30 protein-coding genes are annotated in these 26,636 nt (G+C 54.1%); 25 read left to right on the top strand and 5 right to left on the bottom strand.

Annotated features, from left to right (window positions below; translation table 11 throughout):
- Together VEZ52_RS10140 and VEZ52_RS10135 are read right to left on the bottom strand one after the other, a co-directional pair.
- Window positions 1-1,702 (bottom strand): MobA/MobL family protein (locus VEZ52_RS10140; protein ID WP_324836699.1); only part of this gene is annotated, 1,702 nt, incomplete at its 3' end.
- A gap of 292 nt (window positions 1,703-1,994) precedes the next feature.
- Window positions 1,995-2,738, bottom strand: a complete 744-nt coding sequence (locus VEZ52_RS10135; protein WP_324836698.1) for a hypothetical protein — start codon at window positions 2,736-2,738, stop codon at window positions 1,995-1,997.
- Between the two features lie 386 nt (window positions 2,739-3,124).
- On the opposite strand from VEZ52_RS10135, the gene VEZ52_RS10130 reads away from it, so the two are divergent.
- The 9 genes from VEZ52_RS10130 to VEZ52_RS10090 all read left to right on the top strand — a co-directional run bounded on the left by VEZ52_RS10130 (window position 3,125) and on the right by VEZ52_RS10090 (window position 13,570).
- Window positions 3,125-4,399 (top strand): site-specific integrase, encoded by a 1,275-nt coding sequence (locus VEZ52_RS10130; protein WP_324836697.1) that lies wholly within the window; start codon window positions 3,125-3,127, stop codon window positions 4,397-4,399.
- An 860-nt stretch (window positions 4,400-5,259) separates the two neighbouring features.
- Window positions 5,260-6,849 carry a phage/plasmid primase, P4 family gene (locus VEZ52_RS10125; RefSeq protein WP_324836696.1) on the top strand — a complete coding sequence of 530 codons (1,590 nt, stop codon included), beginning with the start codon at window positions 5,260-5,262 and terminating at the stop codon, window positions 6,847-6,849.
- 262 nt (window positions 6,850-7,111) lie between these two features.
- A complete protein-coding gene (locus VEZ52_RS10120; protein ID WP_324836695.1) occupies window positions 7,112-8,617 on the top strand; it encodes a primase-helicase zinc-binding domain-containing protein in 1,506 nt (501 codons plus the stop codon).
- On the top strand, window positions 8,614-9,156 hold the full coding sequence (locus VEZ52_RS10115) for a hypothetical protein (protein WP_324836694.1): 543 nt from the start codon (window positions 8,614-8,616) through the stop codon (window positions 9,154-9,156). The genes VEZ52_RS10120 and VEZ52_RS10115 overlap by 4 nt, the downstream gene beginning before the upstream one ends.
- A complete protein-coding gene (locus VEZ52_RS10110; protein WP_324836693.1) occupies window positions 9,156-11,126 on the top strand; it encodes a terminase gpA endonuclease subunit in 1,971 nt (656 codons plus the stop codon). Before VEZ52_RS10115 ends, VEZ52_RS10110 begins: the two co-directional genes overlap by 1 nt.
- Before the next feature lie 114 nt (window positions 11,127-11,240).
- On the top strand, window positions 11,241-11,468 hold the full coding sequence (locus VEZ52_RS10105) for a helix-turn-helix domain-containing protein (RefSeq protein WP_215648560.1): 228 nt from the start codon (window positions 11,241-11,243) through the stop codon (window positions 11,466-11,468).
- A gap of 106 nt (window positions 11,469-11,574) precedes the next feature.
- Window positions 11,575-12,105, top strand: coding sequence for an ATP-binding protein (locus VEZ52_RS10100; RefSeq protein ID WP_324836692.1), 531 nt, complete (start codon window positions 11,575-11,577; stop codon window positions 12,103-12,105).
- A 12-nt stretch (window positions 12,106-12,117) separates the two neighbouring features.
- On the top strand, window positions 12,118-13,191 hold the full coding sequence (locus VEZ52_RS10095; protein WP_215648556.1) for a hypothetical protein: 1,074 nt from the start codon (window positions 12,118-12,120) through the stop codon (window positions 13,189-13,191).
- Window positions 13,169-13,570: an ASCH domain-containing protein gene (locus VEZ52_RS10090; protein WP_215648554.1), complete on the top strand. Its 402-nt coding sequence runs from the start codon at window positions 13,169-13,171 to the stop codon at window positions 13,568-13,570. The genes VEZ52_RS10095 and VEZ52_RS10090 overlap by 23 nt, the downstream gene beginning before the upstream one ends.
- Window positions 13,571-13,835: 265 nt before the next feature.
- On the opposite strand, the gene VEZ52_RS10085 is transcribed toward VEZ52_RS10090, so the two are convergent.
- Both VEZ52_RS10085 and VEZ52_RS10080 read right to left on the bottom strand, forming a co-directional pair.
- Window positions 13,836-14,798, bottom strand: a complete 963-nt coding sequence (locus VEZ52_RS10085) for a hypothetical protein (RefSeq protein WP_324836691.1) — start codon at window positions 14,796-14,798, stop codon at window positions 13,836-13,838.
- A 35-nt stretch (window positions 14,799-14,833) separates the two neighbouring features.
- Window positions 14,834-15,487, bottom strand: coding sequence for an ELKS/Rab6-interacting/CAST family protein (locus VEZ52_RS10080; RefSeq protein WP_215648165.1), 654 nt, complete (start codon window positions 15,485-15,487; stop codon window positions 14,834-14,836).
- Window positions 15,488-15,597: 110 nt separating this feature from the next.
- Here VEZ52_RS10080 and VEZ52_RS10075 point away from each other — a divergent pair, with 110 nt between their 5' ends.
- Window positions 15,598-15,741, top strand: coding sequence for a hypothetical protein (locus VEZ52_RS10075; RefSeq protein ID WP_215648164.1), 144 nt, complete (start codon window positions 15,598-15,600; stop codon window positions 15,739-15,741).
- A gap of 67 nt (window positions 15,742-15,808) precedes the next feature.
- On the opposite strand, the gene VEZ52_RS10070 is transcribed toward VEZ52_RS10075, so the two are convergent.
- A complete protein-coding gene (locus VEZ52_RS10070) occupies window positions 15,809-16,807 on the bottom strand; it encodes a ParA family protein (protein ID WP_215648163.1) in 999 nt (332 codons plus the stop codon).
- Window positions 16,808-17,247: 440 nt separating this feature from the next.
- Between VEZ52_RS10070 and VEZ52_RS10065 the strand changes: the two genes are divergently transcribed.
- From VEZ52_RS10065 to VEZ52_RS09995, 15 genes are all read left to right on the top strand, one after another.
- Window positions 17,248-17,541, top strand: a complete 294-nt coding sequence (locus VEZ52_RS10065) for a hypothetical protein (RefSeq protein ID WP_215648162.1) — start codon at window positions 17,248-17,250, stop codon at window positions 17,539-17,541.
- A gap of 194 nt (window positions 17,542-17,735) precedes the next feature.
- The gene (locus tag VEZ52_RS10060; protein ID WP_215648161.1) at window positions 17,736-18,527 is read left to right on the top strand and encodes a BRO-N domain-containing protein; all 792 of its coding nucleotides are present in this window, start codon (window positions 17,736-17,738) and stop codon (window positions 18,525-18,527) included.
- An 8-nt stretch (window positions 18,528-18,535) separates the two neighbouring features.
- Complete coding sequence (locus VEZ52_RS10055) at window positions 18,536-18,751, top strand: hypothetical protein (RefSeq protein ID WP_215648160.1); 216 nt, start codon at window positions 18,536-18,538, stop codon at window positions 18,749-18,751.
- A gap of 260 nt (window positions 18,752-19,011) precedes the next feature.
- The gene (locus VEZ52_RS10050; protein ID WP_324836690.1) at window positions 19,012-19,260 is read left to right on the top strand and encodes a DUF6148 family protein; all 249 of its coding nucleotides are present in this window, start codon (window positions 19,012-19,014) and stop codon (window positions 19,258-19,260) included.
- Window positions 19,260-20,912, top strand: coding sequence for a phage portal protein (locus VEZ52_RS10045; RefSeq protein WP_324836689.1), 1,653 nt, complete (start codon window positions 19,260-19,262; stop codon window positions 20,910-20,912). The genes VEZ52_RS10050 and VEZ52_RS10045 overlap by 1 nt, the downstream gene beginning before the upstream one ends.
- On the top strand, window positions 20,909-22,387 hold the full coding sequence (gene sppA, locus VEZ52_RS10040) for a signal peptide peptidase SppA (RefSeq protein WP_324836688.1): 1,479 nt from the start codon (window positions 20,909-20,911) through the stop codon (window positions 22,385-22,387). The genes VEZ52_RS10045 and sppA overlap by 4 nt, the downstream gene beginning before the upstream one ends.
- A 2-nt stretch (window positions 22,388-22,389) precedes the next feature.
- Entirely contained in the window at window positions 22,390-22,758 is a 369-nt protein-coding gene (locus VEZ52_RS10035) for a capsid cement protein (protein WP_324836687.1), read from the top strand.
- 10 nt (window positions 22,759-22,768) lie between these two features.
- Window positions 22,769-23,761, top strand: a complete 993-nt coding sequence (locus VEZ52_RS10030) for a hypothetical protein (RefSeq protein ID WP_324836686.1) — start codon at window positions 22,769-22,771, stop codon at window positions 23,759-23,761.
- 9 nt (window positions 23,762-23,770) lie between these two features.
- Window positions 23,771-24,373, top strand: a complete 603-nt coding sequence (locus tag VEZ52_RS10025) for a putative peptidoglycan-binding domain-containing protein (RefSeq protein WP_324836685.1) — start codon at window positions 23,771-23,773, stop codon at window positions 24,371-24,373.
- A gap of 10 nt (window positions 24,374-24,383) precedes the next feature.
- Window positions 24,384-24,686: a hypothetical protein gene (locus tag VEZ52_RS10020; protein ID WP_324836684.1), complete on the top strand. Its 303-nt coding sequence runs from the start codon at window positions 24,384-24,386 to the stop codon at window positions 24,684-24,686.
- A 176-nt stretch (window positions 24,687-24,862) separates the two neighbouring features.
- Window positions 24,863-24,994: a hypothetical protein gene (locus VEZ52_RS10015; RefSeq protein ID WP_276571489.1), complete on the top strand. Its 132-nt coding sequence runs from the start codon at window positions 24,863-24,865 to the stop codon at window positions 24,992-24,994.
- Window positions 24,985-25,203 carry a hypothetical protein gene (locus VEZ52_RS10010; protein ID WP_215648152.1) on the top strand — a complete coding sequence of 73 codons (219 nt, stop codon included), beginning with the start codon at window positions 24,985-24,987 and terminating at the stop codon, window positions 25,201-25,203. The genes VEZ52_RS10015 and VEZ52_RS10010 overlap by 10 nt, the downstream gene beginning before the upstream one ends.
- Window positions 25,203-25,556 carry a hypothetical protein gene (locus VEZ52_RS10005; RefSeq protein ID WP_324836683.1) on the top strand — a complete coding sequence of 118 codons (354 nt, stop codon included), beginning with the start codon at window positions 25,203-25,205 and terminating at the stop codon, window positions 25,554-25,556. The genes VEZ52_RS10010 and VEZ52_RS10005 overlap by 1 nt, the downstream gene beginning before the upstream one ends.
- A complete protein-coding gene (locus VEZ52_RS10000) occupies window positions 25,553-26,149 on the top strand; it encodes a hypothetical protein (RefSeq protein WP_324836682.1) in 597 nt (198 codons plus the stop codon). The genes VEZ52_RS10005 and VEZ52_RS10000 overlap by 4 nt, the downstream gene beginning before the upstream one ends.
- Window positions 26,146-26,628 carry a hypothetical protein gene (locus VEZ52_RS09995; protein WP_324836681.1) on the top strand — a complete coding sequence of 161 codons (483 nt, stop codon included), beginning with the start codon at window positions 26,146-26,148 and terminating at the stop codon, window positions 26,626-26,628. The genes VEZ52_RS10000 and VEZ52_RS09995 overlap by 4 nt, the downstream gene beginning before the upstream one ends.
- Window positions 26,629-26,636 lie beyond the last annotated feature (8 nt).

Raw genomic sequence — 26,636 nt, 5'->3', positions numbered from 1 at the left:
GCGCATCAAAATTTATCCGAATCACACCATTGTGCTCTGCCCGTTGGGGCGGTTCAGGATTCTCCAAGCTCATTCTATGTATGCCGGGGCTGTGTAAGGGCAGAATCCGGTGCGCACCTTGCTCATCCGTAGTTTTTGTTGTGCTGGGCCGGGCAAGCCATTGTTCCATGAACAGAGCATCCAGCCTGTCAGTAGCCTCAAAAATTTCACGGACCACGGAGCCGCATTCAACACATACGTTTAGACAGGACGCCTTGAGTTGTCTGAGGCGTGTTTTATTCAGGTAGTCCTGAATATACTGAACGTTACTGCGATCAACAGCCGCCAGAATTTCCTGTTGAATATTATGGCTGACCGAAATGATGCTCGCGGTTTTTTCAGCAAGGGCACTTAAGCGCGATGAAGGATGGGGTGTGGAGATCAAGTGCGCCTGATGGATTGCCTGCGCGTTGACCCTATCCACAGCATGAAGAATTTCCTTGATAACAGATCCGCATTCCACCAAGACTTCAGTGCTGCGCTTCTTAAGAAGTTGCACTTGGTGCTGGCGAATGCTGTGTTCAAGGCAGCGCAAGTTTGCTGCCTCAACCAGGGCATGAATATCCGCTTGAATTTTTCCGGAGGCCCTGACACAACTTTGTGTCAGGGCCTCCAGGGCCGCTAGCCGTTCTGTTTTGGTTGTAAGGGCTGCAGAAGCCGGACGTCTGTCTTCAACTGTGCATGGTCTTGCTCCAGTGCTTCCAGACGTGCCACCAGATTCTGCACCGAATGAGATGGCGGAATTGCTCCCTTGCCCATATTTTGTAGTTGAGCTTCTACCTCCAATAATTCCTTGTGAACCAAATCCACCACTGCCAAGGCCCGCCCCCAATCGTTGTTTGCTTCCTCCTTCACCAGTTTTTTCAAATAAGCTGCTATGCGGGGTTGCATATTCGTCAATTCTCGTTGAACGTTCTCTGCTACTTTCGCTTCCCAAATATCTGACATTTTCAATCTCCTCTTGTAGTTGTATGATGCTAGAATTATTGCCCTGAATAGCCCGGTTGAGTACGCCTCGCTCTGTTTTCAAACCACGTCGTGTCATTGTTGTTGCCGCAGACCCCACATGTATCTGCGGCAACAAATCAATTCCTTGGTCTTTGAAGGAGCGGTGATCGATTGTTTCTCCATAAAGTTGGAGATACTCGTTGCAGAAATCCGCCCATTTTTCACGAACGTGCAGAAGATGTGTCGTCCGCGTTTTCAGATCGTCGAGCTCTCGCGTTTTTGCGCCCAACGTCCCCTCCTGCGAATAGCGGCGAGTCGTGAACATGACGTGCAAGTGCGGATTTTCCTGCAGGTCATTTTTGTCCTTTCTGTGCATGCAGCAATCCACTGCCACCTGATATTCCTGAGCAAGCCAGCGGCAAAATTTGGCCGTAAGCTTGAACCGCTCCTCCTTGTTCAGCTCCACAGGAATGGCCATATCCATCTCTCGAGCCAGTGTGGAGTTCTTGCGTTTTTCAGTGTTCTCCGCCAACAGCCACAAGTCTTGTCTGCTTATGGGGGGACAACCTTCAGGCACAAAAACCTGTCGCGCCACCACCCCTTGCTTGCGCCGAAAATCGAACACACGGCCATCAGCAGCCGTCAGGCGAGACGCAGCCCTATAGGCAGCGGCGGCTATCGCGCTTCTGCCGTCTGCACGGCTGATGGTCTGCATGTGAAGATGATAAATCGCCACAGCCTACCCCTGGCAGCCCTTGTGCGTTTTGCATCGCGGGGTCGAGGGGCGCAGCCCCCGCGCACGCAAACCGCGAAGCGTGCCCTTGCGGGATTTTCATCAGTAAAGAAAATTTGTGGGTACAAAAAAACACTGCACGCCCTCCGTTTAGAAGAACGTACAGTCGCAGTTTTGCTAATGCACCTCTTTATGGCGTAAAGAGTAGTGCGCAAAAAAGATGAGGCCCACAGAAGCATGTATCTGCGGGCCTCACTTGAAAAATGTAGGTATGTTATATGAGCTTCAGGCGGAATGATTTTTCCGGGTCAAGAAGCTTTTTATGCGTCTGCTTGCGCTGTAAGCCCGCTGCCATGTGAAGAATGCTTTCGGCTTCATCAACGATGCCTTTCCATCCATCGCGGCCCACTACCTGTGTTTCATTTTTGATGGCTTTATCAATTCTCACAATGCCATCAAGTTCCTCGGGAAGTGTGAAGGATTGCATTGCCATCCATAAATGAGCCACGGGCTTGAAGGGTGCCCAATAGTTTTTGATCAGATTGTCAGCGGAAGGACAGGAAATATCTGCGCGCTCTTCAAGAGGCTTCATTAGAAGCGCTTGATTTAGGCTTGCCGCTACTGACTCAAGGGTTTTTTCTGTTGACAGGACGCCCTGCAGTATCTGCCCGGTTAGTATTCCCTGCCACGCACGTGACTGTAATGACCCATCACCCTTGCTGGGAAAAGATGCCTGCGTGAGTATATCGCAATAGGTGGAGTGAGTACCAAAAGTCTCTTTAATAACAACATGCATAATCTCTGGGTAATTTTTTGGATCCTGCTGTTCCAGTTCCTTGAGCGCCGTTTTTATGGCCAAAGCCTGATAGCGCAACCGGTGCCCATTCTCGTTCGCGCGCGGAAAAATCATATGGCTATAGATGAAAGAACCGCAGATAATGTCAATACCGCTCCCATAATCATTCTCGTAGAAGTATCTTGGAAATGACACCGTAAGATCTGGCGGTAGCTGTTCCATGCTTGGTCTCTCATAGAAGTTAGTGTGTTACGTGTCACGCAAATGCTTACTGCTATCTCCGGCCATTGGTGAGATCGAAGCCATTTCAGCCTCTCTTTAGGAGCATTTTGGAAACGACAAACAACGGGGGAGCTTGTCCATAAAAAACACCTCTGACCATCATTCAGAATTGTTTGTAACGTAAATATCAATACGGTGGAAATAAGGAACCACCATGCCTGAACATTTTCAAGTAAATACCATAGGTAAAGTGCTCACAGCAAGAGAAGTCGCTGTGATCTTCCGCCTTGATGTGCGAACGGTCAGGCGGTATTATACGGCATTCGGGGGTGTGCGGATTGGGCACGCTCTAAGGTTCCTTGAAAATCGCATATTGGAGATATTCAATGGCAACCTTCACGAGCAAGAAGAAGGGCTCCCCCAAGCGTTGGAAAGGACAGGTCTGGTTTCAGGGCAGAATGGCAGCGGTAAAATGGTTCGGCAGCAGCAAGGCCGACGAGAGGAATGCCATAGCGTGGGAAGTAACCACCAGAAAGCAACTGGAGGAAGAAGCCGCGACTGCGCCGGAAAAAGTGACCCCTTTGGTCTCCGAGCCCCAACGGGTGACGATTCTTGAGTGGGGAACGGCCTACCTTGAAGAATGCCAGCGGCGCAACACCCTGGCGACCTTTAAAGAAAAACGTGACGGCTTTCGGCGGTTCATCCGCTACCTTGAGCAAACCAAGGGACTGTCACCAGATGATACAGTTGAATCCTTCGACAGGAAAAAGGCCCGCAAGTATCTTGCCTGGCAGCATGACCAGCGCGGCCCCAACTGCTCCAACAAAGACCGTAAAATTCTGACTACCGCCTGGAAATGGGGCGCAGCGTACCTCGACCACTTTCCGCTGGATATGCCGGATTCGTTTCTGGCCTGCCAGCGGTATGCGGAAATACGGGTTCCTCGTTACATTCCACCGGAAGAGGATTTCTGGAAGGTCTACGAGGCGGCTCCAGAGCGTGAGAAGGCCATGCTGACCTGCTTTCTCAACCTCGCAGCGCGCAAGGGCGAGCTGCTTAAGTTGACCTGGCAGGATGTGGATTTTGAGCGCGGCACTGTTGTGCTAACAACGCGCAAAACCCGCACAGGCACGGCCAAACGTGACGAAATGCCCATGAATGAGGACGTGCGCACTACCATGCTCTGGCTGTGGCAATACCGCCAGGGCAAAGGGAACCATGTGTTCACCTGCCCGGTTGAGCCGCACGTTGGGCAACCCTATAAAACGGCAGCCCACGTGATGAAAAGGCTTTGTGCCAAGGCCAGGGTGAAACCATTTGGGTTTCATGCCATCAGGCATCTGGCTGCCACCATTCTGGCCCAGGAGGGCAAGAGCCTCTTCGCCATCCAGCACGCCCTACGACATGAAAAGCAGACAACCACGGACAGGTACCTGCACAGCCTTGGAGCTTTCGCGGAAGTTTCGGATGCCCCGAGCGCATTGGCAAGCCGTGGCCCTGCAAGTTGTCACCCCTTTCCTGCCCCTTCCGCGCTTTCGCGGAAAAAGGATTCTTTTACAAATGAAAAAGAAGAGAGGCAGGGGGGAGGGGCAAAGGCGGACGTGGTTCGCCTCAATCAGGGACTGATTTCCGGTAAACTCATCCCAACTGGCACGGAGTAGAGAACATGATTCAGGCTTTCTTATTTGGAAACGAAAAAAGGCTGCACTTAAGTGCAGCCTTTTTCAAAACTAACCCCCAGGGCTAACCCCCTGTGGGTATCTGGTGAGGTTTTGACTATAACCTCTTGGAATCAATTGGCGTCCCCAAGGGGATTTGAACCCCTGTCGACGGCGTGAAAGCCGTATAGAATGCGCTTGCCGCCATTGAATAGCAAAGTGTTAGCGTGCCCTTTGGGACACGATAATGCTCACGAATTCGCGATGCTTTGTAACCGTCAAATGTAACCGTACAACGGCCATTGGCGGTACGATCCAGCCCACTCGTGCCATAGCTATATCTCCCTTATCAGTTGCATTCAGACTGAGGCATCAGCCTGAATGTGTCTTATCACTGCCCTCCTCTATCTCCCCTTATGCCCTTTCCTCCCTGCCATGCACTCGGGCGGGAGCGCCCGCCTATATCTCATCTCAACGATTGGCCAGCGGCCTCCTCTCTCCCTCACATTCTAGCACCCAGACTGTGGGCCGTAGCTGGCCCTGTGACGGTCGCAACAGCCATATCCTAGGCGCAGTAGCGGGCGCATCCTTTATCGCCGGCGAAGCTGGCGCTCTGGGGGGCGCACCCGCGCCCTTCCCCGCTCCCCTTCTTCAAGAAAGACAGGGCAAAAGGTCATGGCCGACTGCCAGCCCACAATTGTTTCACGGGTCCTTCCATGCCCCCCGCTCGAGGGGCGGGTTACCGGCCCCGAAGTGTCGGGGATTTTTTGGGTTTTGTTCGGTGGGAATTTGGGAAGAAAACGGCGCCAGCAATAGTCTGAAAGTGTTCGTGGCCGCGCTCCCCCATGTGGTGGAGGTGCGTCATGACGGATGATAACAAGTCCGCCCTGGAGGCAATGGCGGCGGCGGTCAACGCCAAGGTCAAGGAAGAAGAGGCTACCGTCCAGGCAGACACCCCACCAGCTGAGGCAATCACGCCGGACTTTGTGGCCAAGTGCGCAGGCTTTGCGGAAAAGGGTGATGGCATACTGCACAGCGCCCTGTTTCGGGGAAAGCTTGTCTACGTTCCGGAAGTCAAAACCTGGTATCGCTGGACGGGCCAGCAGTGGGAGCCAACGCACATCCATCGTGTCGAGGCGTCTGTGGACGAAGTGGGCCTCAAGTACCGGGAGATCGCAGCTCACTACGACAAGCTTGCCCAAGATGCTGTGGACTCCGGCGATGAAGCCCTGGGAACAAAGTTTGCTGCAGCCGCCGAGCGTCTGCGCAAGCGGTCTGGCTACCTCAACTCAAGCAAGGGCGTTAACGCCTGCATCAAGTTCACGCTGGCCAATCAGGAGCCGCTGATCACCAAGCCCGATGTGTGGGACAAAGATCCGTGGCTCCTGGGTGTGACCAATGGCGTGGTGGATCTGCGCACGGGCGAACATCGCCCTGGTCGCCCATCCGACTACATGCGCCGTGCTTGCCCTGTGGAGTGGACAGGCCTGAATACTCCGGCCCCTGTTTGGGAGCAGAGCCTGTCCGAGATCCTCGGCGCTTATGACGGCGTCATCGACTACGTGCAAAAGGTGTTGGGCTACGCCATCACCGGCATGAGCACCGAACCGCTGTTCCTCATGCTTTATGGTGACCGGGGCCGTAACGGCAAAACGGTCATCATGGAAACTCTCAAAAAAGTGCTTGGGCCATACATGGGGCCAGTTCCGGCAGAAATGCTGCTGGATCGCAACGTGCCTAAAGACCCAGATTCTGCATCACCCACCATCATGAACCTGAACGGCCTGCGCGTGGTCTGGGCTTCGGAAACCAACGAAAACCGCCGCTTCAGCACCTCGCAGGTCAAGCTACTCTCCGGCTCGGACTCACTCACTGGCCGTTATCTCTGGGACAGGGAGAACACTGAATTCCGACCCACTCACACCCTGTTCCTGCTCACCAATTTCCTGCCGCGCGCGCCTGCCCACGACTCCGCTTTTTGGGAACGTCTGCGGATGATCAACTTCCCCTACCGCTTTGTGGATCAGCCAAAGGGCGAATACGACCGCCCGCGCAACCCCAAGCTGGAGGCGCTGCTGGAGGATGAGCTGCCGGGCATTCTCGCCTGGCTCGTCAACGGCTGCCTCAAGTTCCAGAAAGATGGCCTCATCCCTCCGGTGGCCATCACGCAGTGGACGGCAGACTACCGCGTCGATGAAGACACCATGCAGCTCTTCATCGACCAGTGCCTGGTACCGGCCGATAGCGAGTACAGGCTCAGCGCCACCGAGGTCTACGAACTCTACCAGGTCTGGCACAAGAAGTACGTTTCGGCCAAAACCGTGCCTTCAATGCACCTTTTTGGCCGTCAACTCTCGGCCAAAGTGGAGCGCCGTAAGGTCGGCGGGCACACCTACTACTTTGGCTACGACTTCTCTGACGATGGTGAACTCATGCGCCCTGCCTCCAAATAGGCATGCGGTCAGGAGCTTATGCTCTTGCCATGACATTTCAGAGGGCAAAGGGCCTGCGAAAATTCTTTTTTATATTAGTGGGATAGGTGCGCCATGACAAAAGGACAACTCCCTAGAGGGGCCAATGCGTTTAACACAATTGGGGTTTTGAACCCTATTCCGTGTTTTTGTCATATTGTCCTGTTCTTAAAAAAGTAAATAAAAATAGAAAGATAGAAGCAGGACTTTTTACAGGACATTAGGACTTTTTAGGAAAAACAGCATGCCAGCAGATATTGTTGACCTTTTTCGTGAGCTTGGGTTCAACCCGGCCAAAAAAACCGCCAAGGAATGGGCCTCGGCCTGCCCCTGCTGCGGTGGAAAAGACCGTTGCAGCATCTGGCCCGAGGAGCAGGAAGGGCGCGGCTACTACTGGTGCCGCCAGTGCGACGTCAAAGGCGATGGCATCCAGCTGCTGCGCGACTACGCCAGCATGAGCTACGGCGATGCCTGCAAGCGCGTTGGCGTGGCCCCGGTGGCCAATCTGAAGGCCCCGGCGATACCCAAGTCAAAAATTGTTGAACCTTTCCAGGCCGTGAGCGGTCAGCTTGGCCAGCTGGATGGTGTTGACCGCGGCAAGTGGCAGACCCACGCCGCCAAACTGGTGACCTGGGGCACAGAGTGCCTGCTGCGCGCGCCGGAGCATATGGCCTGGCTGGCGGCGCGCGGGCTGGATGCAGACGCAGTCCAGCGCTACCGCCTGGGTTTCAACCCGGGCGAACGCGGCAAGAATTGCATCATCCGGCCGCGTGAGAGCTGGGGCCTGCCCTCGGTGCTCAAGGACAACGGCAAACCCAAAAAGCTGTGGCTGCCGCGCGGCATCATAGTGCCGCAAATCATGCCTGGGCCGGACGGCGTTGACCTTATCGAGCGGGTACGCATCCGGCGTCTGGATGTCGACCGGCAAGAGTTCCGGCCGGATCACAAATACCACGTTGTCGAGGGCAGCAGCATGGATCTGCTGTGGCTGCCCTGCACGGCGCAGCACGATACGGGCGTGGTGGTGGTGCAGGAAACCGAGATGGATTCCTACATGCTCCACGCTGTTGCCGGTGACCTGACCAGCTGCCTGGCGTCCATGACCAGCAACATCCGGAATATGTCCACCGCCGTATACGAGCGGCTGAAGAATGCCAGCTGCATTCTGGTGGCGCTGGATTGCGACAAGGCCGGTGCCGAGGGCTGGCCCCGCTGGCGGGCCACATTCCCCCGTGCAAAGCGTTGGCCGGTGCCGATGGGCAAGGATGCGGGCGAAGCATTTGGCGCAGGCCTCGACCTGCGTCTGTGGGTACAGGCGGGCATTCCAGAGGGCCTCCTGCTTGCCATGCCTGCAGGACAAGCGCCTGACATGGCCTCGCAGGAAGGGGCGCGCGAAAATAGGGCGGAGTGGGTAGAGCCATGTGTGGAGCAGCCCGCGCCGCCGATCGAAGTGCCCGAATCGCAGCCAGTGGCCGCAGCCACGCCGCCTGCGCAAAAAAAGCGTAGGCCACCACGTCCGGCAGCGGGCATATCAACGTTGCTGACCACGGCAGCTGGCCCCCTGGATAGTCTGACCATACTGCGCCGCGTGGGCGTTGAGGCAGTGCCTGATGGCATTGATTTCACGCTCACAGGGCATGAGCGCTGGCCGCTGGATGACTACTGCGCGTTGTTCACCTGGCTGCGTCGCAACGGCCAGTGGGTAAAGATGGCGCTGGAAGGCGCAACGATTATGAAGGAACAGGCATGAAAATTCTCAAGACCCAGCTGGACGCCGTAAAGTTTTTGCAGGATCAGGGCTTCAAGCTTTCCAAAAGCAAGTTCGGGCGCGATGTCAACGACCGCAAGGTGGCTACAAATGCCGAGGGGCAGTTTGAAGACGGCGCGTTGTTGGCCTATGCGGCTGCGCACTTAACACCAGCTGCGCAGGCGGAAAACAGGGCACTGAGTGATGCCAACGTCAACCGCCTTGCCGCAGACGCCGACCTGAAGCGCATTACAGCAGAGCGCGCCCGCATGAAAATGGAAAAAGAGCAGGGCCTCTTGATGCCCCGCGCGCAGTACGAAGAGGATCTCGCAGCGCGGGCCATGTTCTTCAAGTCGGAGGTGGACAGCTTCGGCTTTCGTAAGGCTGGCGAAATCATCGCCCTGGTCAATGGGGATGAAAGCAAGCTGCCCGACCTCCTGAAATGGTGGGGTGCACAGACTGCGGATTGGATGGACGCCTGGGGGGCTGACCGTCAGTTTGTGGCCAACGAGGAAGAAACCGGGGATATTGGAGAAGACTGATGGCGCAGATCCGCTTTACAGATGGCGAGCGGCACGTCTTCCGTAAGCGTCCTTATGAACCGCTGTCGGAATGGGCTGCGGCCAATCTGCTCGTTAAGGATGGCCCGTATGCCGGTGGGCGCTATCGCAAGGACGTGAACCCCTACCTGGTGGAGATCATGGACACATGGTCGCACCCCGATGTGGAAGAGGTGGACGTGTGCGGCAGCGCGCAGACGGGCAAAACGCTGGTGATGCATGCGGCCCTGGCCTACAGCGTAGTCAAGCGCCCGGGGCCGCGCATGCTGGCCATGCAGGATGATGAAAGCCTGGGCAAGGTGGTTTCCAACAAGCTGCTGCCCATGTTTCGGGCCAGCCGCCCTGTGCGCGAGCTGCTGGCCAAGGAACGCTCTGGCCAGATCACGTTCAGGGATTCAACGGCCCTGTTTCTGGCCAGCGCCCAAAGCCCCAACGCCCGCGCGTCAATATCCATTCAGGATCTGATGCTGGACGAAGAAGCCCTGTACCGCCAGATCACCGGGCAGGGTGTTCCGGCGCTGGAATTTTTGGAACGTACCCGCAGCTACTCCAACACACGTAAGGTGCTGCGGGAATCAAAGCCCATTGGTGGTGAGGAGTGCAGCATCGTCCTTGCCCTGGAGGAGTGTGATGAGGTGCGCCACTACGAGGCCCGCTGCCCGGCCTGCATGCAATACAATGAGCTGGTGGAGGATAACCTGGCGGTGACGGAAAAAGGCGTTAGCCCGCAGGAAGTAGAGCGGCGCAAGCTGGGCCGTTACCGGTGCAAGTGCGGCTATCTGTGGACAGACCACATGCGTGACCGCGCCGTCAACATGGGGCGCTGGGTTGCCGCTGATCCGGTTCCCCATCCGCGCAAGGTGGGCTTTGTGCTCCCGGCGATCCTCTCCAAAAACGTCAGCCTGTCGGAGATCGTGGCTGCAAAAATGCGGGCCGAGGCCTCCGACTCTCCGGCGCTCAAGCAGCACTACATCAACGGCATGTGGGCCAAGCCCTACCGCGCCGTGGTGCAGGAAACCGAGGCCACCGCCATTTTGAAGCGGATCGACAAAAACCTGAAGGCGCGAACCGTGCCGGGCGATGTGGTGGCTCTCACGGCAGGCGTGGACAGTCAGGCGCGCGGCTTCTGGTACACGGTCTGGGGCTGGAAGCCCAACCTGGCCTCTGTGCTCGTTGATTACGGGCGGTTGCCGGATTGGGACGCCGTGCATGCCCTGCTGTTTGAAACGCGGTATGATTATGAGGAAGACGGCCCAATGTCCGGCCGCAACCTGGGCATATGGCGGGCAGGCATAGACTCTGGCGGCACCAGGTCAGACGACAAGGCCATCTCTCGTACCGAGGATGTCTACCGCTGGGTGCGCAAGTATGGTGGCAAGCGCATCTTTGCCTGCAAGGGCGCAAGCCATGAGAGCGTCACCCCCGTGCGGGCCGTGAATATCGACCGCTTCCCCAGCTCGCGCATACGCATCCAGGGAGGGCTGTGGCTCTATCTGCTGGACACGCATTATTTCAAGAGCCTGCTGTTTGCCCGTCTGGCAGAAGACGCACGGCAGCCCATCACCCTGCACAAGGATACCGACCAGATGTTTGCCGACCAGCTCTCTGCCGAGAGCCTGCAGCGTGATCGCAACGGCAAGCTGGTGTGGGTGGCCAAGCGCCGGGCCAACCACCTGCTTGACTGCTCCATGATGGCCCATGCCTGCGTGGATGGATCGTGGCTGCCCAGCCTGCACCAGCTGCTTGAGCGTGAGGCCGCGCAGAAGTCCAGGCCTGCACCAAAGCTGCACAGCAATTTGCCTGAACCGGAGTATGGTGCGGCTCCACAGCGTCATTTGCCACAGGTTGCGCCTGCCATGCGGGAGTTGCCTCAACGTGTCATGGCCGCGAGGGAGGCTCCCCAGCGCGCCGTAAACCGCCCGGGCTTCATGCGCCGGAGTTCAGATTTCTAACCGCATACCACCGGAGGCGCGCGGCCTGCCGCGCTTTTGAATGACGCCGCGCGGATGCGGTCGGGCTTGCCCCGCCGCATTGGTACCGCGCAAGGAATGGAGAAAGGAGCAACCATGGCCAGACAAAGAGTGAACTTGCCCTATGACCGCGCCGCTGACGGCGCGCGTGTGAATGTGATGCGGGCTGCGGAACTCTTGAGCTGCTCACGCTCGTGGGTTTACAAGCTGATAGAGGCCGGACACCTCAAGGCCTTCCGCATCGGTAGCCGCAAGGGCTTGCAGATTACCGTTCGGAGCCTTGAAGCGTATTTGGCGAAGCAGACGGTAAACGGCATCCAATGAACTTGTTAAGAACTTTGTACCTAAATGCTTTTCTATTTATTTAATTTGTTTTAAACAAAATAATCCGTCACTCATAGCTGACTTTACACGAAAGATGGAGGCCCTTATGGCTGTACTCTTCGTATGCGGCATTCACGGCGTCGGTAAAACCACATTCTGCCAAAAGCTATCAGAAGCTTTGGGCATACCTTCTTTTTCATCAAGTAGCCTGATTAAAGAATCCGCAAAAGATGCTATCCCTGCTCCCGGTCAAGGGAAGAGCGTCAAGGATGTGAGCGGCAATCAGCAAATACTTATCACCGCAGTTCAGAATAAACTTTCTGAACTGCCACAATTGATTTTAGACGGGCACACAACCATCATTGATTCCAATGGCGCGTGGCACCCCATCGGCACGGATGTATTTGCTGCGATTGGCACAACGGCATTGATTATGCTGGCGGCCCCCCCAGAAGTAATTCACGAGCGCATATTAAAACGCGATGGAAAAGCACCAACGCTAGATGTTATGGCGCGTCATCAAGAAGCGGAACAAGCCCAAGCACAGATCGTTGCCACGGAACTGGGTATCCGATTGTTCATTACGGGTGGGAAAGATGCTGGACTCTTGTCAGATATTCGGAGAATATTATTTTAATTGGGAGGAAATATGTCCGACGCCGCAATTATTGTAAAAAAATTTAGCGAAATTGATCTAACGGATACTTTTTTTGACAGCCTGAAGGCAGCATATAAAGAATTTTCTGACTGGTTTGCTCGAAAATCGAATGAAACCGCTTACGTATCCTATGATGATAAAGGGAAAATTCAGGCATTCCTCTATTTGAAGGTTGAAAACGGTCCGATTACCGACATCACACCACCACTAAACACAACTTGCCTCAAAGTTGGCACATTTAAGATTATTGCTCACGGGACAAAATTGGGTGAAAGATTTGTAAAAATTATTGTTGATGCAACTTTGAACCAAGGACTTAAAACAGCCTATGTAACGGTATTTTCAGAACATGAAGGTCTAATTAAAATTCTTGAGACATATGGTTTCAAAAAATATGGAACGAAAAAGACACCAAATGGTGAAGAAGATGTTTATGTAAAAGACATGAACTATTTTTCAGGTGACAAGAAGTTAGATTATCCCGTGGTGAATAGTATCAACCAACAAAAATGGCTGATGGCAATTCGTCCAGAATTTCATACGAGCTTGTTCCCAGATTCGAAATTAAAGACCGAACAGGCCTCGATTATTCAGGATGTTAGCCATACTAACAGCATACACAAAGTTTATGTAGGAAGATATAAAGATTTTAAACACTTCAAATCAGGTGATTGTATTATCATCTACCGTTGTCAAGCACCAGATTCTTTTGACTCAGCCTGGTTCAAATCGGTAGCAACGTCACTGTGCGTCGTTGATGAAGCCCGCGCTAAAAATAGTTTTAAAGATGCTGATGAGTTTGTTAAATATTGCAAAAAGTATAGCGTATTCAACGAGCAAAAGTTGCGTGGACTGTTCGCTCAAAACGGAGTATACGCCGTAAAACTTACGTATAATCTCGCTTTTCCCAAACGACCAATTTTGCGCGATTTGGTTGAAAATGAGGTTGTCCCATCACCTTCCGATGCTAGTCACCCATATTATGGATTGCTAAAACTGGAAGATGAGGCCTTTGAAAAGGCCTTGGAATTAGGAGGAATCAGTGAAGGCTTTGTTATCCATTAAGCCCGAATTCGCGGAAAAGATTTTTTCCGGTGAAAAGGGTTATGAATTCCGCAAGGCCGCGTTCTCGCAGGATGTGACGAGTGTTATCGTTTACGTCACTGCTCCAGTTGGGCGCATTGTTGGGGAGTTTGAAGTTGCCAACATATGGCAGGACACCCCCACTTCCCTTTGGCAAAAAACCAAAGAGAGTGCGGGAATTAGTGCTCAATTCTTTTTTGAGTATTTCAAAGGGCGCAACAAGGCTGTTGCCATTGAAATAGCCAAACCCAAGCGTTACAAAAAAGAAATTAACCCCTACAGTGGGGAGAAAAAGTTTACTCCGCCACAATCATTCTGCTATGTGACGGAGTGCCATCACTTACAGCTCGCCTTGTTTTAGTCGGTCAGACACATGACTACGAATAGAAGCGCGGCAGTAATTATACTGCCGCGCTTCTCTATTTACAGAGCTGCTCACGCTCATGGATATACAAGCTGATTGAAGCCGGCCACCTCAAGGCATTCCGCATCGGCAGTCGCAAGGGCTTGCAGATTACTGTGCGGAGCCTTGAGGGGTATTTGGCGGGGCAGATAGTGAATAGTAATTGAAAGAATAAAAGGTGTTTACATGCAACTAAACACTGCACCTAGCGTATGTATAATCATTACTCATACATTTGAAAAATACTCTGCTCAAATGCATAATCTTCGAATGGATCACGCCCATCTTTGCTAACATATCTAACACCATCAAAAAAATATGTTACTTCTTTAAAATTAGGACATCTCTTGTCTTTATCCTCTGTTGACACTTTGATTTCATAGTATGACAGTCCGTCTCGAACTATCTGTGCATTAGTTGTACAAGCATAAGATTTCCCATCAAATTTATTATAAATAAACGCATCAAAATTAACAAATATGTTTGTATACTTATCTTTAATCTTTGAAAGCAAACAAGTTGACACTTGTGTCACATTTCCAGGTGTCTCTTGAGATTTCACTCGCACTGCAAAAGCTCCATATCCAATACTTACTATATCTATCTTGCAATCTGCGATTCCAAATTCTCCGACCTCAAAAGCATTTATATCAGCACTCTTTATTTTCCATCGTGTACCTTCTTGAACATACTCAATAATAGAAAATTCAGGTCTACAACAATGACAATCAAAATTAACTAATTTAGTGAATCCAACACCAATAACCGAGACGGCACCATTCATTAAAACATGATAAAATCCTTGAACACCATGTGCATATCTACTACCTTTTTTACACTGATATAGTTGATCAAAATCACACTCACCATCTTCTTTTTTATATATAGGATTATTACGCGCGAAATCACTATCGGAAAAAGCAAAGGCATCATGCGATTCAGCAGCCCTTAATATCTCTAAAAATTGGGATGAGGCTTTTTTTTCATCCCATGGCCCCTCGAAAAAATGTTCTTTCGGCATGCTAGCAAGTCTCATTTCAATATAAAACGAATAGAGAAAATTTAAACCAGAAAAAATAAGTAATATAATAGTAATATAAGTACTTATAAAAGATAATTTTGAAACCTTACTCCATCGCAGATATTCTTCACGAGTGGGCCATAGTTTAAAATAATCACGTAACATAATATTCATCCGCTAATTAAAACAGCGTTAAAGCCCTACTTGCTTGCCGCTCTTGATTCGCACTGGGTAGAAAACTTCGCTTCAAAATAAGGATAACCCTCGAAGCTCGCTAAAATAGCAGTACAGTTAACAGCATCACCCTTATACTCAAGCTTCTTTCCAAGGACTATGTGCTGATTATCATGCTGTTCTGTTCCGCTTGTGTAATTTACAGTTACACCAGATTTGTCAATTTCAACCACTGAGATATAAAAATCTTGCATAATAAAACCAGTTTTATTTCTTTCAATAGTAAGTTTTTTTGTATCATCTAAAAACTTGGAAAGACTATTTTGCAGCCTTACAATTTCTTCAGATAATACATTTTTGTCTTTCGAAAGCTGATCAATTTTAAATTTAAGCTCTTTCAATTCCTCATCGCTAACCTTTGAAGAAATCAACCCTGTTATAGAATTAAGCTGGTCGGAAATTGCGGAAAGCTTGCTTACACTTTCGGGAAGATTGTGCTGCACCGCCTTTTCATAGCTTTCATTTTGTTTTTTGAGGGTTTGAATCTCATCGCTATAATTATTTCGACCCAGCACGTATGTACCGCCAGACACCGCTACTATAAATGCAATGACAGGACCAAAATCTTTGAAAAACCTTACGAGGCTTGGCAGGAACAAAGGCTTATCCGGAGAAGCCATGTGAAATCCTCACAATCAGTTCATGCTAATTTATTAGCAATAATTAGAAATTATTTTTTCCAACTCTTTGACATACAGGGATTCTTTTTGCAACGAGTTTATAAACATGTATGCGGTGTGACAAAATTGACGGCAACGGAGCCATCGGCGGTTTGGGAGCAACAGCAACAAGTCCCATCCAGCTCTCCGCCACCGCCCGCGAGTTTCCGGGGATAAAAATCAATGCGGCACTGACGCTGCTTGAAGCGGTGTAAGTGAGAATAGTGTGGCGCCGCAGAATCACATTGAGACTGCGGCGCACATAAGAAAAGCTAGCAAACCCTACACGGTTGCAACAATCTTTTTAGCTATAGATGAAAAAATTCGGCGAGAATTTTTAGCCCGTGTTATATGCGCACCAGTGAGTCCATCCTTATGGTTGCAATCAAAGATTGGTTTTCGCGCACGCTGTGAGTAAGGAATCAGGCTGTTGAGGTTTGGGATTTGACCCATCAGCCAATGATCATCCATATCGTCTTGTTGTTCAACAATACCTAACTTGTCAATAATATTATCTTTGATTGATTTTTGAATTATATCCCGAAATTGGCTCCATCCACGTGTCATACCTGTTGGAGAACGTTTTCGTAGATTGTATTGTTGTGTAATATATCCCATAAATTGAGGATGGGCCAAGGGAAGGTTAAGATCGATGTTTTCAGCACGTGTCCGCGCAAGATCCCAATCACTCGCCCATGTAACCAATTTTTTCCCAAGGTTTTCAGTACCCTTTATTGAAAAGAGGTCAGGTGCCATGGGCACAATAAAATAATCACTCGCGACTAGTGCACAACGATTTATTGAGCCAAGATTGGGGCCTAGATCGAGCATAACAATATCTGCTCCAATAGATTGTGCAGCTGATAAAATATACCTGTAAAATGCTGTTTGCGCACGTATTGACCTTTCATCACCACCAATTGCTCGTGTCCAGCTTTCGCCGAGCGCATCCTCAAAATCACTTAATAAAATATGCCCAGGCGTTATATATAAATTTTGATATCTTTGCGATGTGAGGCAAGGCCTAAGCGTGTCTCTAATATCACCAAGCCCCCTAAAAACAGGAGAAACAACATTCCATATGGAATTTCCATTTTCATTTTCCCAACAGTTCTTCAAGAATGTTTCCGACAGCGCATAAGATGATAAATTGCACTGGCTATCAAGATCAACCATTAGTACTTTTTTTCGAAAATCGGTCGCTAAAATATGTGCAACTTGATATAAACAAGTTGTTTTACCAACACCGCCTTTATTGTTGAAAATACTAATAATCTTCATCTGTTCTCCTTTTTCAGTAAAAGATTATTCCCAGCTAGCGAACAAGATAGCTATGCAATTCGCATGTATTTTTTATGATTAAATTCCATTAAAATATTCAAAATATTCTTTTGCAGTTATTTTTTAAAGTTGCAAGCTTTTTTAAATATCCTGATCAAAATTTTGTATCAACGTACAGTTGACACCCCTTCTTTCTTTTGGCAAGCAACACCTAGGTGCTAACAACGCCTAAAACGCCAGCGGTGGCCGCGTTCCGTCAACAACGTGGTTTTTTTGCGCCCGTGGTCTATCCACTGAGGGGCTTGATTCGGAGTTATCTCCGGGTGTGGACGATATACAATACCCGCAAGGGAAAGTAGTCCGCTGACTGGCGTCAGTTGTTAGCACCCGGAGTTTTTGCGTTTTGCGAACTCCAATAACAACCTACGCCAGAGGTTATCATGTCTACCCATTCCCTTGCTTCGGCCCCAGCGCCAGATGTTATCCAGCAGGAAATTCCCAATTTTTCTGAACGGCTCAACCCTCTGATCGGTCGTTTACGGCTTGTCAGCGAGTACATTGAGTACCCGGTTAACCACTTTGACGCAGCTGCAGACATTTGCGGCGAGTGCGCCGATGTGCTTGAGCAGGTGCTGCAAGAGATTGAATCCGCGCAGGAGGAGATACGCAGCCGCTACTGCGTGGGCGGTCGCGTGGTGGTGCGCTTCAGCGCCGGGGAGGTGGAAAATGCCTAGCCCTAGCGTTGTCCTCCCTGCTTTGTCGAAAGAGGCAGAAATTTTTTTTGGAAGCAAAGGTCCTGCTGTTTTCAGCAAGGATGTCGAGCTATTGATGCAAACAGGACCATTTAAAAAATTAACTTGCAAATTGTCCTGGTAGTTGACGCAATTGCAGCAATCCGACATACGCTGAAAGAAAAAGGAGACATGTTATGCCCGATAACAAGAACAGCAAGATCATTCCCTTTGCATTTGATGAAAACCTCATTCGCACTGTTACAGACGAATCCGGCAATATCTGGTTCGTGGCAAAGGATGTCTGCAAAATTTTGGAGATAATAAATCACCGAGACGCGACTTCCCAACTCGATGAAGACGAAAAAAATGGAGTCGGTATTACCGACGCCATGGGAAGAACCCAACAAGTCACCGTTATTTCCGAATCCGGTCTTTATGCACTGGTCTTCCGTAGCCGCAAGCAAGAAGCGCGGGCTTTTTCAAAATGGGTGCGGGCAGAGGTGTTACCCACGCTTCGCAAAACTGGCAGCTACAGCATGCCGGGAGCGGCGCAAGGTGTGGGGGCACCCACCAGCCATGCCATGCCCGATGTGCCGGAGATGTACCACCTGCGTCCCGGCCTGCGGCAAAGGCTGTGGCAAGATGCCCTGCAAACCGCGCGGCTGGATAACGCAGGGTCAGACGTTGCTGCGCAGTGGTTCGCAGGCTTGTGCCGCATGATGGTGGTGGGGCACGCCCCGCGTGGGGGTGTGGACGAAACCACGCGGCGCATCCTTCAATTTGCCGAAGAAAAATGCCGTTCAGCTGACCACGACACACGAGTCACCGCCAGCGCCTTGTACGAAGCCTTTACACTTTGGTGGTGCTCCCGCTATGGCGATCCTGTGCCAAGCCAACAGATGTTTGGCCGGGTCATGAGTGGCCGCTACATGCAGCGTAACAGAGGCGGCAAAAGTTATTACTGGGGGCTGCGGCTGGCTGCCTAGGGGGTGCGATGAAAAACGAGATCGCGCTCGATACCACCCTTGCCGCAGACCTTATCACCCCCCTGCTCGCCTATGCCGAATTGCTCAAACAGGGCGGGGCCTATGGGCAGAGCCGCCTACTGCTCACGCTGGTGGAAGACCTTGACCGCAAACTGGCAGGCGTATTTGAGCAAATTAACGCTCAGGCCCCCGCCGTGCGGGTCACCCTGCCCTCGTTGGGTTAACCCCCGCAGCCTCTAATCATCAGCCCGCAGCCTCCTGAGGTTGCGGGCCTTTTTTATGTGCTACTTTAAGTTTTTTTGCATCATACTAAAATAACAGAATAAATTTCTTAAAGTTCTGTCTCCATTTTCTTCATCCTCCCTACCCTGCACTGACTCTCCCCCACTCCGGGTTTACAGCCTCGCAAAAGTGACCTGCAAAATTGCGTCAGCCGTTGCCGCCTTCGCGGCCTGCCGATGCCAACAGCAGAAAGCGAGGATGTATGCCCATTTTTACACGCGCCCAAAAAGAGGAACAGAAAGCCGCATGGAACAAGGCTCTGCTCGCGTGCTCGGGTGGGCAGGAATACACCATCGGCTCGCGGCGGTTGCGGCGCGCCGACTTGCCTGAGATCCGCAAGACTCTTGAGTGGCTGGATAGCCAGCCCACGGTGGAGGATGTGCAGTCAGGCCGTGCCCAGCCGTGCTTCACCCAGCTTTTGCCGGGCCGTGGCGGCAAAGGGGGCTACTGATGGCCAAGCCGCCAGCGATCTTTGCGCCCACATGGCTTGACCGAGCCATCAGCTATGTAGCCCCAACGTGGGGCGCGCACCGCATGCAGTCGCGCATGGCCATCGCCGTTGCGCAGTCCGTAGCCTCCGGCATGGTTCCCGGTGTGCGGCGTTTGTCAGGGTCGCGCGAGGGTACGCTGGGCAACTGGTCGCCGCGCCGGGAAGAACATCTCTCCGAAGCCAGAGCCATAGATACCATTATGGCCCGGGCCGAGAGCCTTGCGGCCAATGACGGCAACGCCACCAGCGCCATTGATTCTCTGGCGCTCAACGTGGCTGGCCCCGGCTTGCGCCCGCAATCGTACCCTGACGCTTCAGCCCTGGGCATCTCAGAAGAGGAGGCGCAGATCTTCGCGGATTCGGCTGAAGCCGCCTGGGGCATCTGGAGCAAAGAGGCCCACGCTGGCGACATCATGGGCTTTGATGATCTCCAGTATCAGGCCGTGCGCAGCATGTTCATTACTGGCGAATTTCTGCATCTCCCGGTCTGGCCAGATGAACCAGGCCGCACCTTTGGGCTGGCGCTGCAGGATCTGCATCCCGCCCGTCTGCGCACACCTTCTGACCTGCAGGGCCGGGCCGAGGTGAGCAACGGCGTCCACCTGGGGCGATACAACCGCCCGATCGGCTACTTCATCGCCTGTCCGCCCGCTAACACGCCGTTAGCTGGGCTTTCTTCCGCAAATTTCATCTACGTTCCCCGCAAGATTGGGCACCGTTACGCTTGCCTGCATTGCTTTCATTCCGGCATGCCGGAGCAGACACGCGGCACCAGCATCCTCTCGCCAGCCATGAAAATGTTCCGCGACCTGTCCGACTACGTGGACTACGAGTTGGTGGGAGCGCTCATCGCTGCCAGCTTTACAGTTTTTCTGGAGGCGGCTCCGGAGGCCCTTGGGGGGGTTGGCGGCAACCTTGATGGCTCTGTATCCTCATCGGTTGCGCAGTATCTGTCGCAGATACAGCCGGGCACACTCATTACCGGCCAGCCCGGACACAAGCCGCACATCCTTTCTTCCAATCGGCCCGGCCCGCAGTTTGATCCATTTTATGAGCGGATATTGCGGGTTGCCGCTGCCAGCACTGGCCAGCCTTACGAGATGGTCGCCAAGGACTTTTCCAAAACCAACTATTCCAGCGCCCGCGCGGCCCTGCTGGAAGTGTGGAAAATGCACACCTTGTACCAGGAATGGTTTGTGCGCCGCTACCTCAACATCCTCTGGGCCATGGTGATTGAAGAGGCCTGGATACGCGGCCTGCTGGTGGTGCCCGAGGGCGCGCCCTCGCTCTACGAGTCGCCTCTGATCGCGCAGGCCTGGCTCTCCAACGTGTGGACGCGGCCCCCGCGCGGCCAGATCGACCCCACCAAGGAACGCGAAGCCGAACAGCTGGGTCTGGATGCCCTTACGGAGACCCGCACCAGCATTTGCCATGCGCGCGGTTTGGATTGGGAAACGGTAGCCAAAACCCGCGCTCGGGAGAATCACCTCATGGATAAGCTTGGCATCGCTCCTGCGCCAGCCAAGCCAAAGCCCAAGCAGGAGCCTGATCAGGAAGACAGCGGGCAAAATGAGGGTGGTTCGGAGAATGAAAACGGGGAGGATGAGGAATGAACCTGAGTACGTTGATGGCGCAGCTGGCCGGGCTGTGGGCGGTGACGCCGGAAGCCCTTACCTCATTTGTGGACAACCTGGCTTTAGCCGTTTCGACGAAGGAAGTTACGGATAAAGACAGCAACTTGTTACGCGGAACAAGTGCCGAAGAACCGCTGTCGCTATCCGTAAGCGGAGGAACCGCCAACGGCTACCGCCGCCAGATGTTTTCCGGATCTGCTCCGGAAGCCCGCATCGCGGCAAAAAGCAAATCTACCACGCCTGCCTACGAAATGGACGGCCCTGTGGCAATCATCCCCGTCAAGGGCACCCTGGCCAAGAATGGCCTGGAGTTTTTTGGTTTCCAGCTGCTCACCTCCATGCGTGATATCGGCGCGAGCCTGCGGCAAGCAGCAGCCGACCCCGCCGTGCGCGCCATCATGCTTGATGTGGAGTCACCCGGCGGCACCGTGGACGGCATCGAGGAGCTGGCCGCTTCCGTGGCTGCCGCCGGGCAGTCCAAGCCCCTGTATGCCTACGCCGATGGCTTGATGGCCTCGGCGGCGTACTGGGCCTCCTGCGGCGCTCGCAGCATTGGCGCTTCCTCAACTGCCCAGGTGGGCAGCATCGGCGTGGTGCTGATGCACCGGGAGGTTTCAAAGGCGCTGGATAACGCCGGTATCAAGGTCAACTTTTTGACCGCTGGCCGGTACAAGGCGGCGGGCAATCAGGCTGAGCCGCTGACGGACGAAATGCGCGCCTACATACAGTCCAACATTGACGATGTGTACGGCATGTTTTTGTCCGCTGTTGAGGCTGGCCGTGGTGTCAGCCGCGAAAAGGCCCTGAGCATGGCCGACGGCAAAATATTTCTCGCGGGGCAGGCCCAAACCCTGGGCCTTATCGACCGGGTGTGCTCCAGGTCGGATTTCATCAACCAAATAAAAGGAGATTGTGCAATGGATCTCACCGAACTGAAGGCGCAGCACCCCGAGGCCGTGCAGGCTCTGCGTGACGAATTGCGGGTGGCTGTATCCGCCGAGGTGGCGGGCGAACACGAGCAAGCCCTTGGGGCAGCCAGGGCAGAAGCCTCTGCCGCGCAGGCCAATGTGATTGCGCTTGCGAGCGCCATTTTTGGCAAGGCCGCTGGCGAGCAGCTGCAGGCCATTGCCGCCACTGGCGTGTCCGCAGAAATGCTGGGCACCCTGCAGGGCGTGCTGGGGCAGGCAAAGCCTGAAGGCAAAGTTGATGCACAGCAGCAGGCGCTTGATGCCCTCAAGGCCGCAGCCGCCAAAGTGCCTGCAAACGCGCTTGATGCGGTCGCGGGCACTTTGGCGCAGGGGCAGGAAGAACAGGATTTTGAGGCCCTGCTGCAGGCGCACATGGATAAGCATTCGTGCTCCAAGGGTGCCGCCATGGCAGCTGTGGCCAAGGCCAATCCCGAAGCCCACCAAAAATGGATCGCGGCCAGAAATGCCGCGCGTAAGGAGGGGTAACCGTGGCCGCTTTTGAAAATTCCCGCAGAACGTTTTCGGCTGTAGCTCTTATCGGGGCAGACAGTCTTGTCAAGTTGTCTGGCGATGGTGTCGCCCCCTGCGGCGCTGGAGAAATTCCCCTCGGCATCACTGAGATTGGTGCCCGCATGGCCGAACAGCCGGTGTCCGTGCGCATGCTCAACACCCCCGGCAGCGTGGAGGTTAATGCTTCGGCTGCGATCACCGTCGGGCAGATGCTTACAAGCGGTGCCGATGGCAGCGTTGTGCCGCACAGCGGCGCAAATCCTGTTGTGGGTATGGCGCTCACGGCGGCGGCTTCTGGCGGCGTTGTGGAAATGATGCCCGCGTTTGTTCCCCATATTTCGGCGTAAGGAGTAACCCATGCCCAGAACTTCAAGTGAAGCCCTGCTGCGTCCTGATCTCGGCTGCCTGGCTTTTGAGTACAGCATGAATGCTGCGAGCCAGGGCTTTATTGGCCGTCAGGTGCTGCCCATCTTCCCAACTGCTTTGCAGTCGGCTGTGTACCCGGTCATTGAGGCCGAAACTTTTCTGGAGTTGCCCGAAACCGCGCGCGCAGCCCGCACTGCGTATGCGCGCGGCGATTGGCAGTTTGGTGACGATCACTACTACTGCAAGGAAAACGGCTGGGAAGAACCTGTTGACGACAGCGAAGCCGCGCTGTTCCGCAATTATTTTGATGCGGAAGTTGTTGCAGTCAAGCGCGCCACGCTCATGGTGCTGCGCAGTCAGGAGCGCCGTGTTGCCCGCAAGGTCATGGATACCGAAAAGATCACCAACGCTCCGGTTACCAAGGCCTGGAATGATTACGCCAACGCCGATCCGCTGGCCGATGTGGTCAAGGCCAAAGAAGTTTTCCGTTTTTCGGTGGGCCTCAAACCCAACGCTCTTGTGCTGGATGAAGATGTGCTGCGGCACATCAGCATGTGCGAGGCTGTGCTGGATCGCGTCAAATACACCAGCCCCAATGCCATACGCGGCGAACTGACGCTTGAGCAGCTCAAGGCCTACTTTGGCGTGGATAACATCCTTGTGGCCGGTGCCGTCTACAACAACGCCCCCCGCAAGAAAGACAAGAAAATTGAAACGGTCTGGCCGCTCGACAAAGTGCTGCTGGCCTGCATCTCCAGCGGTGGGCAGGATCTTAAGGAACCGGCCTTGGGCCGCACGTTTGTGTGGGAAGAAGACGCCCCCGGCGAGCTGGTTACGGAGCAGTACCGCGAAGAACAGACTCGCGGCGATGTCTACCGGGTGCGCCAGAACACCGATGAATGCCTCCAGTTCCCCGGCGCGGGCTACATCCTCACGGGCGTGACCACCGGCCACTCGGCCAACGACGGCTTTGTTCTGCCGTAAGGGGGCACCATGGCAGAATTTGAGCAGGCATACGGCCCTTTGAAGGGATTTGAAGGTGATTGGTGCAACGTGCCCGGTGATCCCGGTGAAGAAACGTATGGCGGCATTGCCCGTGCGTATTTTTCGCAGTGGAAGGGCTGGACGATCATTGATGCAGCCAAGTCCCACTCCTCCTTCCGCCAGGGGCCAACGGCCTTTTCTCGCCATCTGGCGAGCATTCCCGGCCTCGCCGACCTGGTGACCGAATGGTACCGGGTCGAGTGGTGGAACCGCATGGGGCTGGCCCGCTTTCCGCAGTCTGTGGCCAACGAGATATTTGAGCAGAGCGTGAACCTTGGTCGCGGCGGCGCTGGCAAGTACCTGCAGCGGCTGTGCAACGCGCTCAACTACACCAAAGCCAAGGGCGAGCGCCTCTTCACCGACCTGGTGGAGGACGGGGCCGTTGGCAACAAAACTCTGGATGCCCTGTCCGCAATACTTGCCAGACGTTCTGGGGAGGCCGACGTGGTGCATGCCCTCAATTGTATGCAGGGCGCGCACTATGTCGGGCTTGCGGCAAATAACTTCCAGCGCCGCCAGTTCATGGATGGCTGGATGCAACGTACCTACTGAGGAGCTTGAGATGAAAACCCGTTTTCTGTTTCAGCTGGTGATGCTGGTTGCCCTGTCGGTTTTTGCTTTTGCCGTGCCCGCTCTGGCCGAGGATGCCGCCGCATCCGCCACGGGCATCATGTCCCTTTTGGAAGGGATGCTGCCCGAGAGCGCGCTTACCTGGGTGACCTTTGCCGTGACCATCTGCGCCGCTCTGGCCGTGGCCATGCCCGCGCCCAAGGACGGCGGCAACGCCATCTATAAGTGGATTTACACCGCAGTGCAGTGGATCGCGCTGAATGTGGGGCGGGCCAAGAACGCCTCCCGTGGCTAGGCTCTGCCTGCTGGCCGCACAGGTGCTGTATGCGATCGTTAACTGGTGGAAATCGCGAAACAACGCCGAGCGTACTGCTGCTGTGCGCGCTGCTCCTGGTTCTTCCTGGCTGTCAAAATTCGGGGGGGCTGACAAGCGCGAGCCTCAGCCCGGCCCCGACGACACCGGGGGCGCTGGTGACAAATAGCTGGGCATACGAGAGCGGCGGCAAGCTGGTGACGGTAGGTGGTGAGTGGGTGCATCTGCCTGCAGGTCAGGCCGGAGAACTGCTGTTGTGGGTGGAACACGCGGAGGCCACATGTCCGTAGAAAAAATGTTGAACTATGCCTTTACGGCAATCGGGACACTGCTGCTCATGCTTTTTGGCCTAGTGACCTACGAATTCCAATCTTTGAGCACGGATGTGAAGGGGCTGCAAACGGTCATAACCGATCGTTTGGAAAAACATGAGAGCAAGCTCAGTGACCACGATTCGCGCATCGTGCGGCTCGAAACGCGGATGGACGGGCGGAAATAATGGGCACTTTCCAAGACGACCTGGCGGCCGATGTCGCTCTCACCTTCCTGAACCCTTCTGAGTTCGGGCGGGAGATCGTCTTTAACGGGGTGGCTGTGACCGCAGTGGTGGAAGATGGCGGTCACAGTGCCCTGGATACCGGGGCCGCTGGCGGCTTTGAAAACGCCTCCGGCATCACGGTGCTGGAATCAGTGCGGACAGTGTACCTGGCAGCTGATGCCCTCCACGATCTGCCAGTACCGGAGCAGGAAGTGGATCTCGACGGCGAGGTCTGGGCCGTCTGCACAGACAGCAACAGCGTGCGCGTGGAAGACGGCATGCTGATCATTAAGCTCACAAGGAGCTATGCATGATAGATTTGCAGTTTGATACCAAGAAGTTGCAGCAGATTCTCGGCCCCCTGCATGGCTTCCCCAAGCAGGTGGATAAGGCCGCGCGCTCGGCGATCCGGCGCGCAGCTCCTGCCATGGCCAAGGAGGCCGGGGTGCAGATCAAGGGGCACAGTTTCCTTCAGGGCGGCGCGATCCGAGCCGCCATCACCAAGCCTCTGTACCGTGCAGAGGGCGCAGGATTAAGTGCCGAGGTTCGGGTGGCCAGCAAGCCGCTGGCCATGGACAGGTTCCGGCTTTTGCCCCGCAAGGTCACGGCCCGCAAGGGGGTGCGCAGCACCAACTGGCAGGTGCCCGGCTACCAGATCGGCCCCAACGAGCCTGTCCGTACCATTAAGGCGCACGGCGGCAAGTCAAAGGGCTTTGTTATCCGGCGCGGCGGCAAGCTGTACCTCATGCAACGTCGCGGCAAGCACCTTAACCGGGTGTTTGGTTATGCGGTGCAGTATTTTGCGGCTTTCGGCGTTACCCACCGGGCGGTGGAAGCCCGGGCGCGGGAGATCTTTGAAAAACGTCTTGAGCACGAAGTGCATTACCAGCTGGGGAAACTGGCATGAACCTGTACCTGCTGCAAACCGCCCTGCGGGCCATGCTTGAACCTTTGCTTGAAACTTTGCCTCTGCCCACCAGGCCGAGGCAAACCCGGCCCGAACCCGGGCAGGTACCAACGCGCCCGGCAAGGGTCTGCGTGGGGAGCCTGCCAGCGAAAAAGGAGGGCGGTGAATACGACGCCCCCTTGGTGCTGATCCAGATGATGTCAGGCCATGACGAAGACGGATGCAGCTGCGCGGTTGTCGCGCTGCGCCTTGTCGTCTGGAACGAGGATGGAGAGGCCGGGGAAAATGATTTGCTCAATTTGATGGGGTTGCTGCGCCGGGCTGTGATGGCCTGTCAGCAGACTCCGCTGGCAGATAAATATGTACTGGAGCCGGACGAACGTGGCCACTTGGCCCCGTGGGTGCGGCCGGATGAGCAGCCCCCGCATTTTCTGGAAGCCTATGTGCTCACCAACTGGAAAATGCAGGGTTTTGAGTAGGAGTTTGT

Origin of the sequence: Desulfovibrio sp. (genome assembly GCF_035644575.1) — a bacterium.
GTDB lineage: Bacteria > Desulfobacterota > Desulfovibrionia > Desulfovibrionales > Desulfovibrionaceae > Desulfovibrio.
The sequence above is the reverse complement of the archived record's forward strand: the minus strand, read 5'-3'. Positions and strand labels throughout refer to the sequence as shown.

Excerpts from the sequence above, each read along its gene's own strand:
- VEZ52_RS10060 (WP_215648161.1), top strand. The coding sequence starts at position 17,736 with ATGCCCGATAACAAGAACAGCAAGATCATTCCCTTTGCATTTGATGAA.
- VEZ52_RS10095 (WP_215648556.1), top strand. The coding sequence starts at position 12,118 with ATGTCCGACGCCGCAATTATTGTAAAAAAATTTAGCGAAATTGATCTA.
- VEZ52_RS10110 (WP_324836693.1), top strand. The coding sequence starts at position 9,156 with ATGGCGCAGATCCGCTTTACAGATGGCGAGCGGCACGTCTTCCGTAAG.
- VEZ52_RS10120 (WP_324836695.1), top strand. The coding sequence starts at position 7,112 with ATGCCAGCAGATATTGTTGACCTTTTTCGTGAGCTTGGGTTCAACCCG.
- VEZ52_RS10125 (WP_324836696.1), top strand. The coding sequence starts at position 5,260 with ATGACGGATGATAACAAGTCCGCCCTGGAGGCAATGGCGGCGGCGGTC.
- VEZ52_RS10075 (WP_215648164.1), top strand. The coding sequence starts at position 15,598 with ATGCGGTGTGACAAAATTGACGGCAACGGAGCCATCGGCGGTTTGGGA.
- VEZ52_RS10055 (WP_215648160.1), top strand. The coding sequence starts at position 18,536 with ATGAAAAACGAGATCGCGCTCGATACCACCCTTGCCGCAGACCTTATC.
- VEZ52_RS10085 (WP_324836691.1), bottom strand. The coding sequence starts at position 14,798 with ATGTTACGTGATTATTTTAAACTATGGCCCACTCGTGAAGAATATCTG.
- VEZ52_RS10045 (WP_324836689.1), top strand. The coding sequence starts at position 19,260 with ATGGCCAAGCCGCCAGCGATCTTTGCGCCCACATGGCTTGACCGAGCC.
- VEZ52_RS10010 (WP_215648152.1), top strand. The coding sequence starts at position 24,985 with ATGTCCGTAGAAAAAATGTTGAACTATGCCTTTACGGCAATCGGGACA.
- VEZ52_RS10130 (WP_324836697.1), top strand. The coding sequence starts at position 3,125 with ATGGCAACCTTCACGAGCAAGAAGAAGGGCTCCCCCAAGCGTTGGAAA.
- VEZ52_RS10135 (WP_324836698.1), bottom strand. The coding sequence starts at position 2,738 with ATGGAACAGCTACCGCCAGATCTTACGGTGTCATTTCCAAGATACTTC.
- VEZ52_RS10080 (WP_215648165.1), bottom strand. The coding sequence starts at position 15,487 with ATGGCTTCTCCGGATAAGCCTTTGTTCCTGCCAAGCCTCGTAAGGTTT.
- VEZ52_RS10100 (WP_324836692.1), top strand. The coding sequence starts at position 11,575 with ATGGCTGTACTCTTCGTATGCGGCATTCACGGCGTCGGTAAAACCACA.
- VEZ52_RS10070 (WP_215648163.1), bottom strand. The coding sequence starts at position 16,807 with ATGAAGATTATTAGTATTTTCAACAATAAAGGCGGTGTTGGTAAAACA.
- VEZ52_RS10115 (WP_324836694.1), top strand. The coding sequence starts at position 8,614 with ATGAAAATTCTCAAGACCCAGCTGGACGCCGTAAAGTTTTTGCAGGAT.
- VEZ52_RS10025 (WP_324836685.1), top strand. The coding sequence starts at position 23,771 with ATGGCAGAATTTGAGCAGGCATACGGCCCTTTGAAGGGATTTGAAGGT.
- VEZ52_RS10065 (WP_215648162.1), top strand. The coding sequence starts at position 17,248 with ATGTCTACCCATTCCCTTGCTTCGGCCCCAGCGCCAGATGTTATCCAG.
- sppA (WP_324836688.1), top strand. The coding sequence starts at position 20,909 with ATGAACCTGAGTACGTTGATGGCGCAGCTGGCCGGGCTGTGGGCGGTG.
- VEZ52_RS10000 (WP_324836682.1), top strand. The coding sequence starts at position 25,553 with ATGATAGATTTGCAGTTTGATACCAAGAAGTTGCAGCAGATTCTCGGC.
- VEZ52_RS10020 (WP_324836684.1), top strand. The coding sequence starts at position 24,384 with ATGAAAACCCGTTTTCTGTTTCAGCTGGTGATGCTGGTTGCCCTGTCG.
- VEZ52_RS10030 (WP_324836686.1), top strand. The coding sequence starts at position 22,769 with ATGCCCAGAACTTCAAGTGAAGCCCTGCTGCGTCCTGATCTCGGCTGC.
- VEZ52_RS10050 (WP_324836690.1), top strand. The coding sequence starts at position 19,012 with ATGCCCATTTTTACACGCGCCCAAAAAGAGGAACAGAAAGCCGCATGG.
- VEZ52_RS09995 (WP_324836681.1), top strand. The coding sequence starts at position 26,146 with ATGAACCTGTACCTGCTGCAAACCGCCCTGCGGGCCATGCTTGAACCT.
- VEZ52_RS10105 (WP_215648560.1), top strand. The coding sequence starts at position 11,241 with ATGGCCAGACAAAGAGTGAACTTGCCCTATGACCGCGCCGCTGACGGC.
- VEZ52_RS10005 (WP_324836683.1), top strand. The coding sequence starts at position 25,203 with ATGGGCACTTTCCAAGACGACCTGGCGGCCGATGTCGCTCTCACCTTC.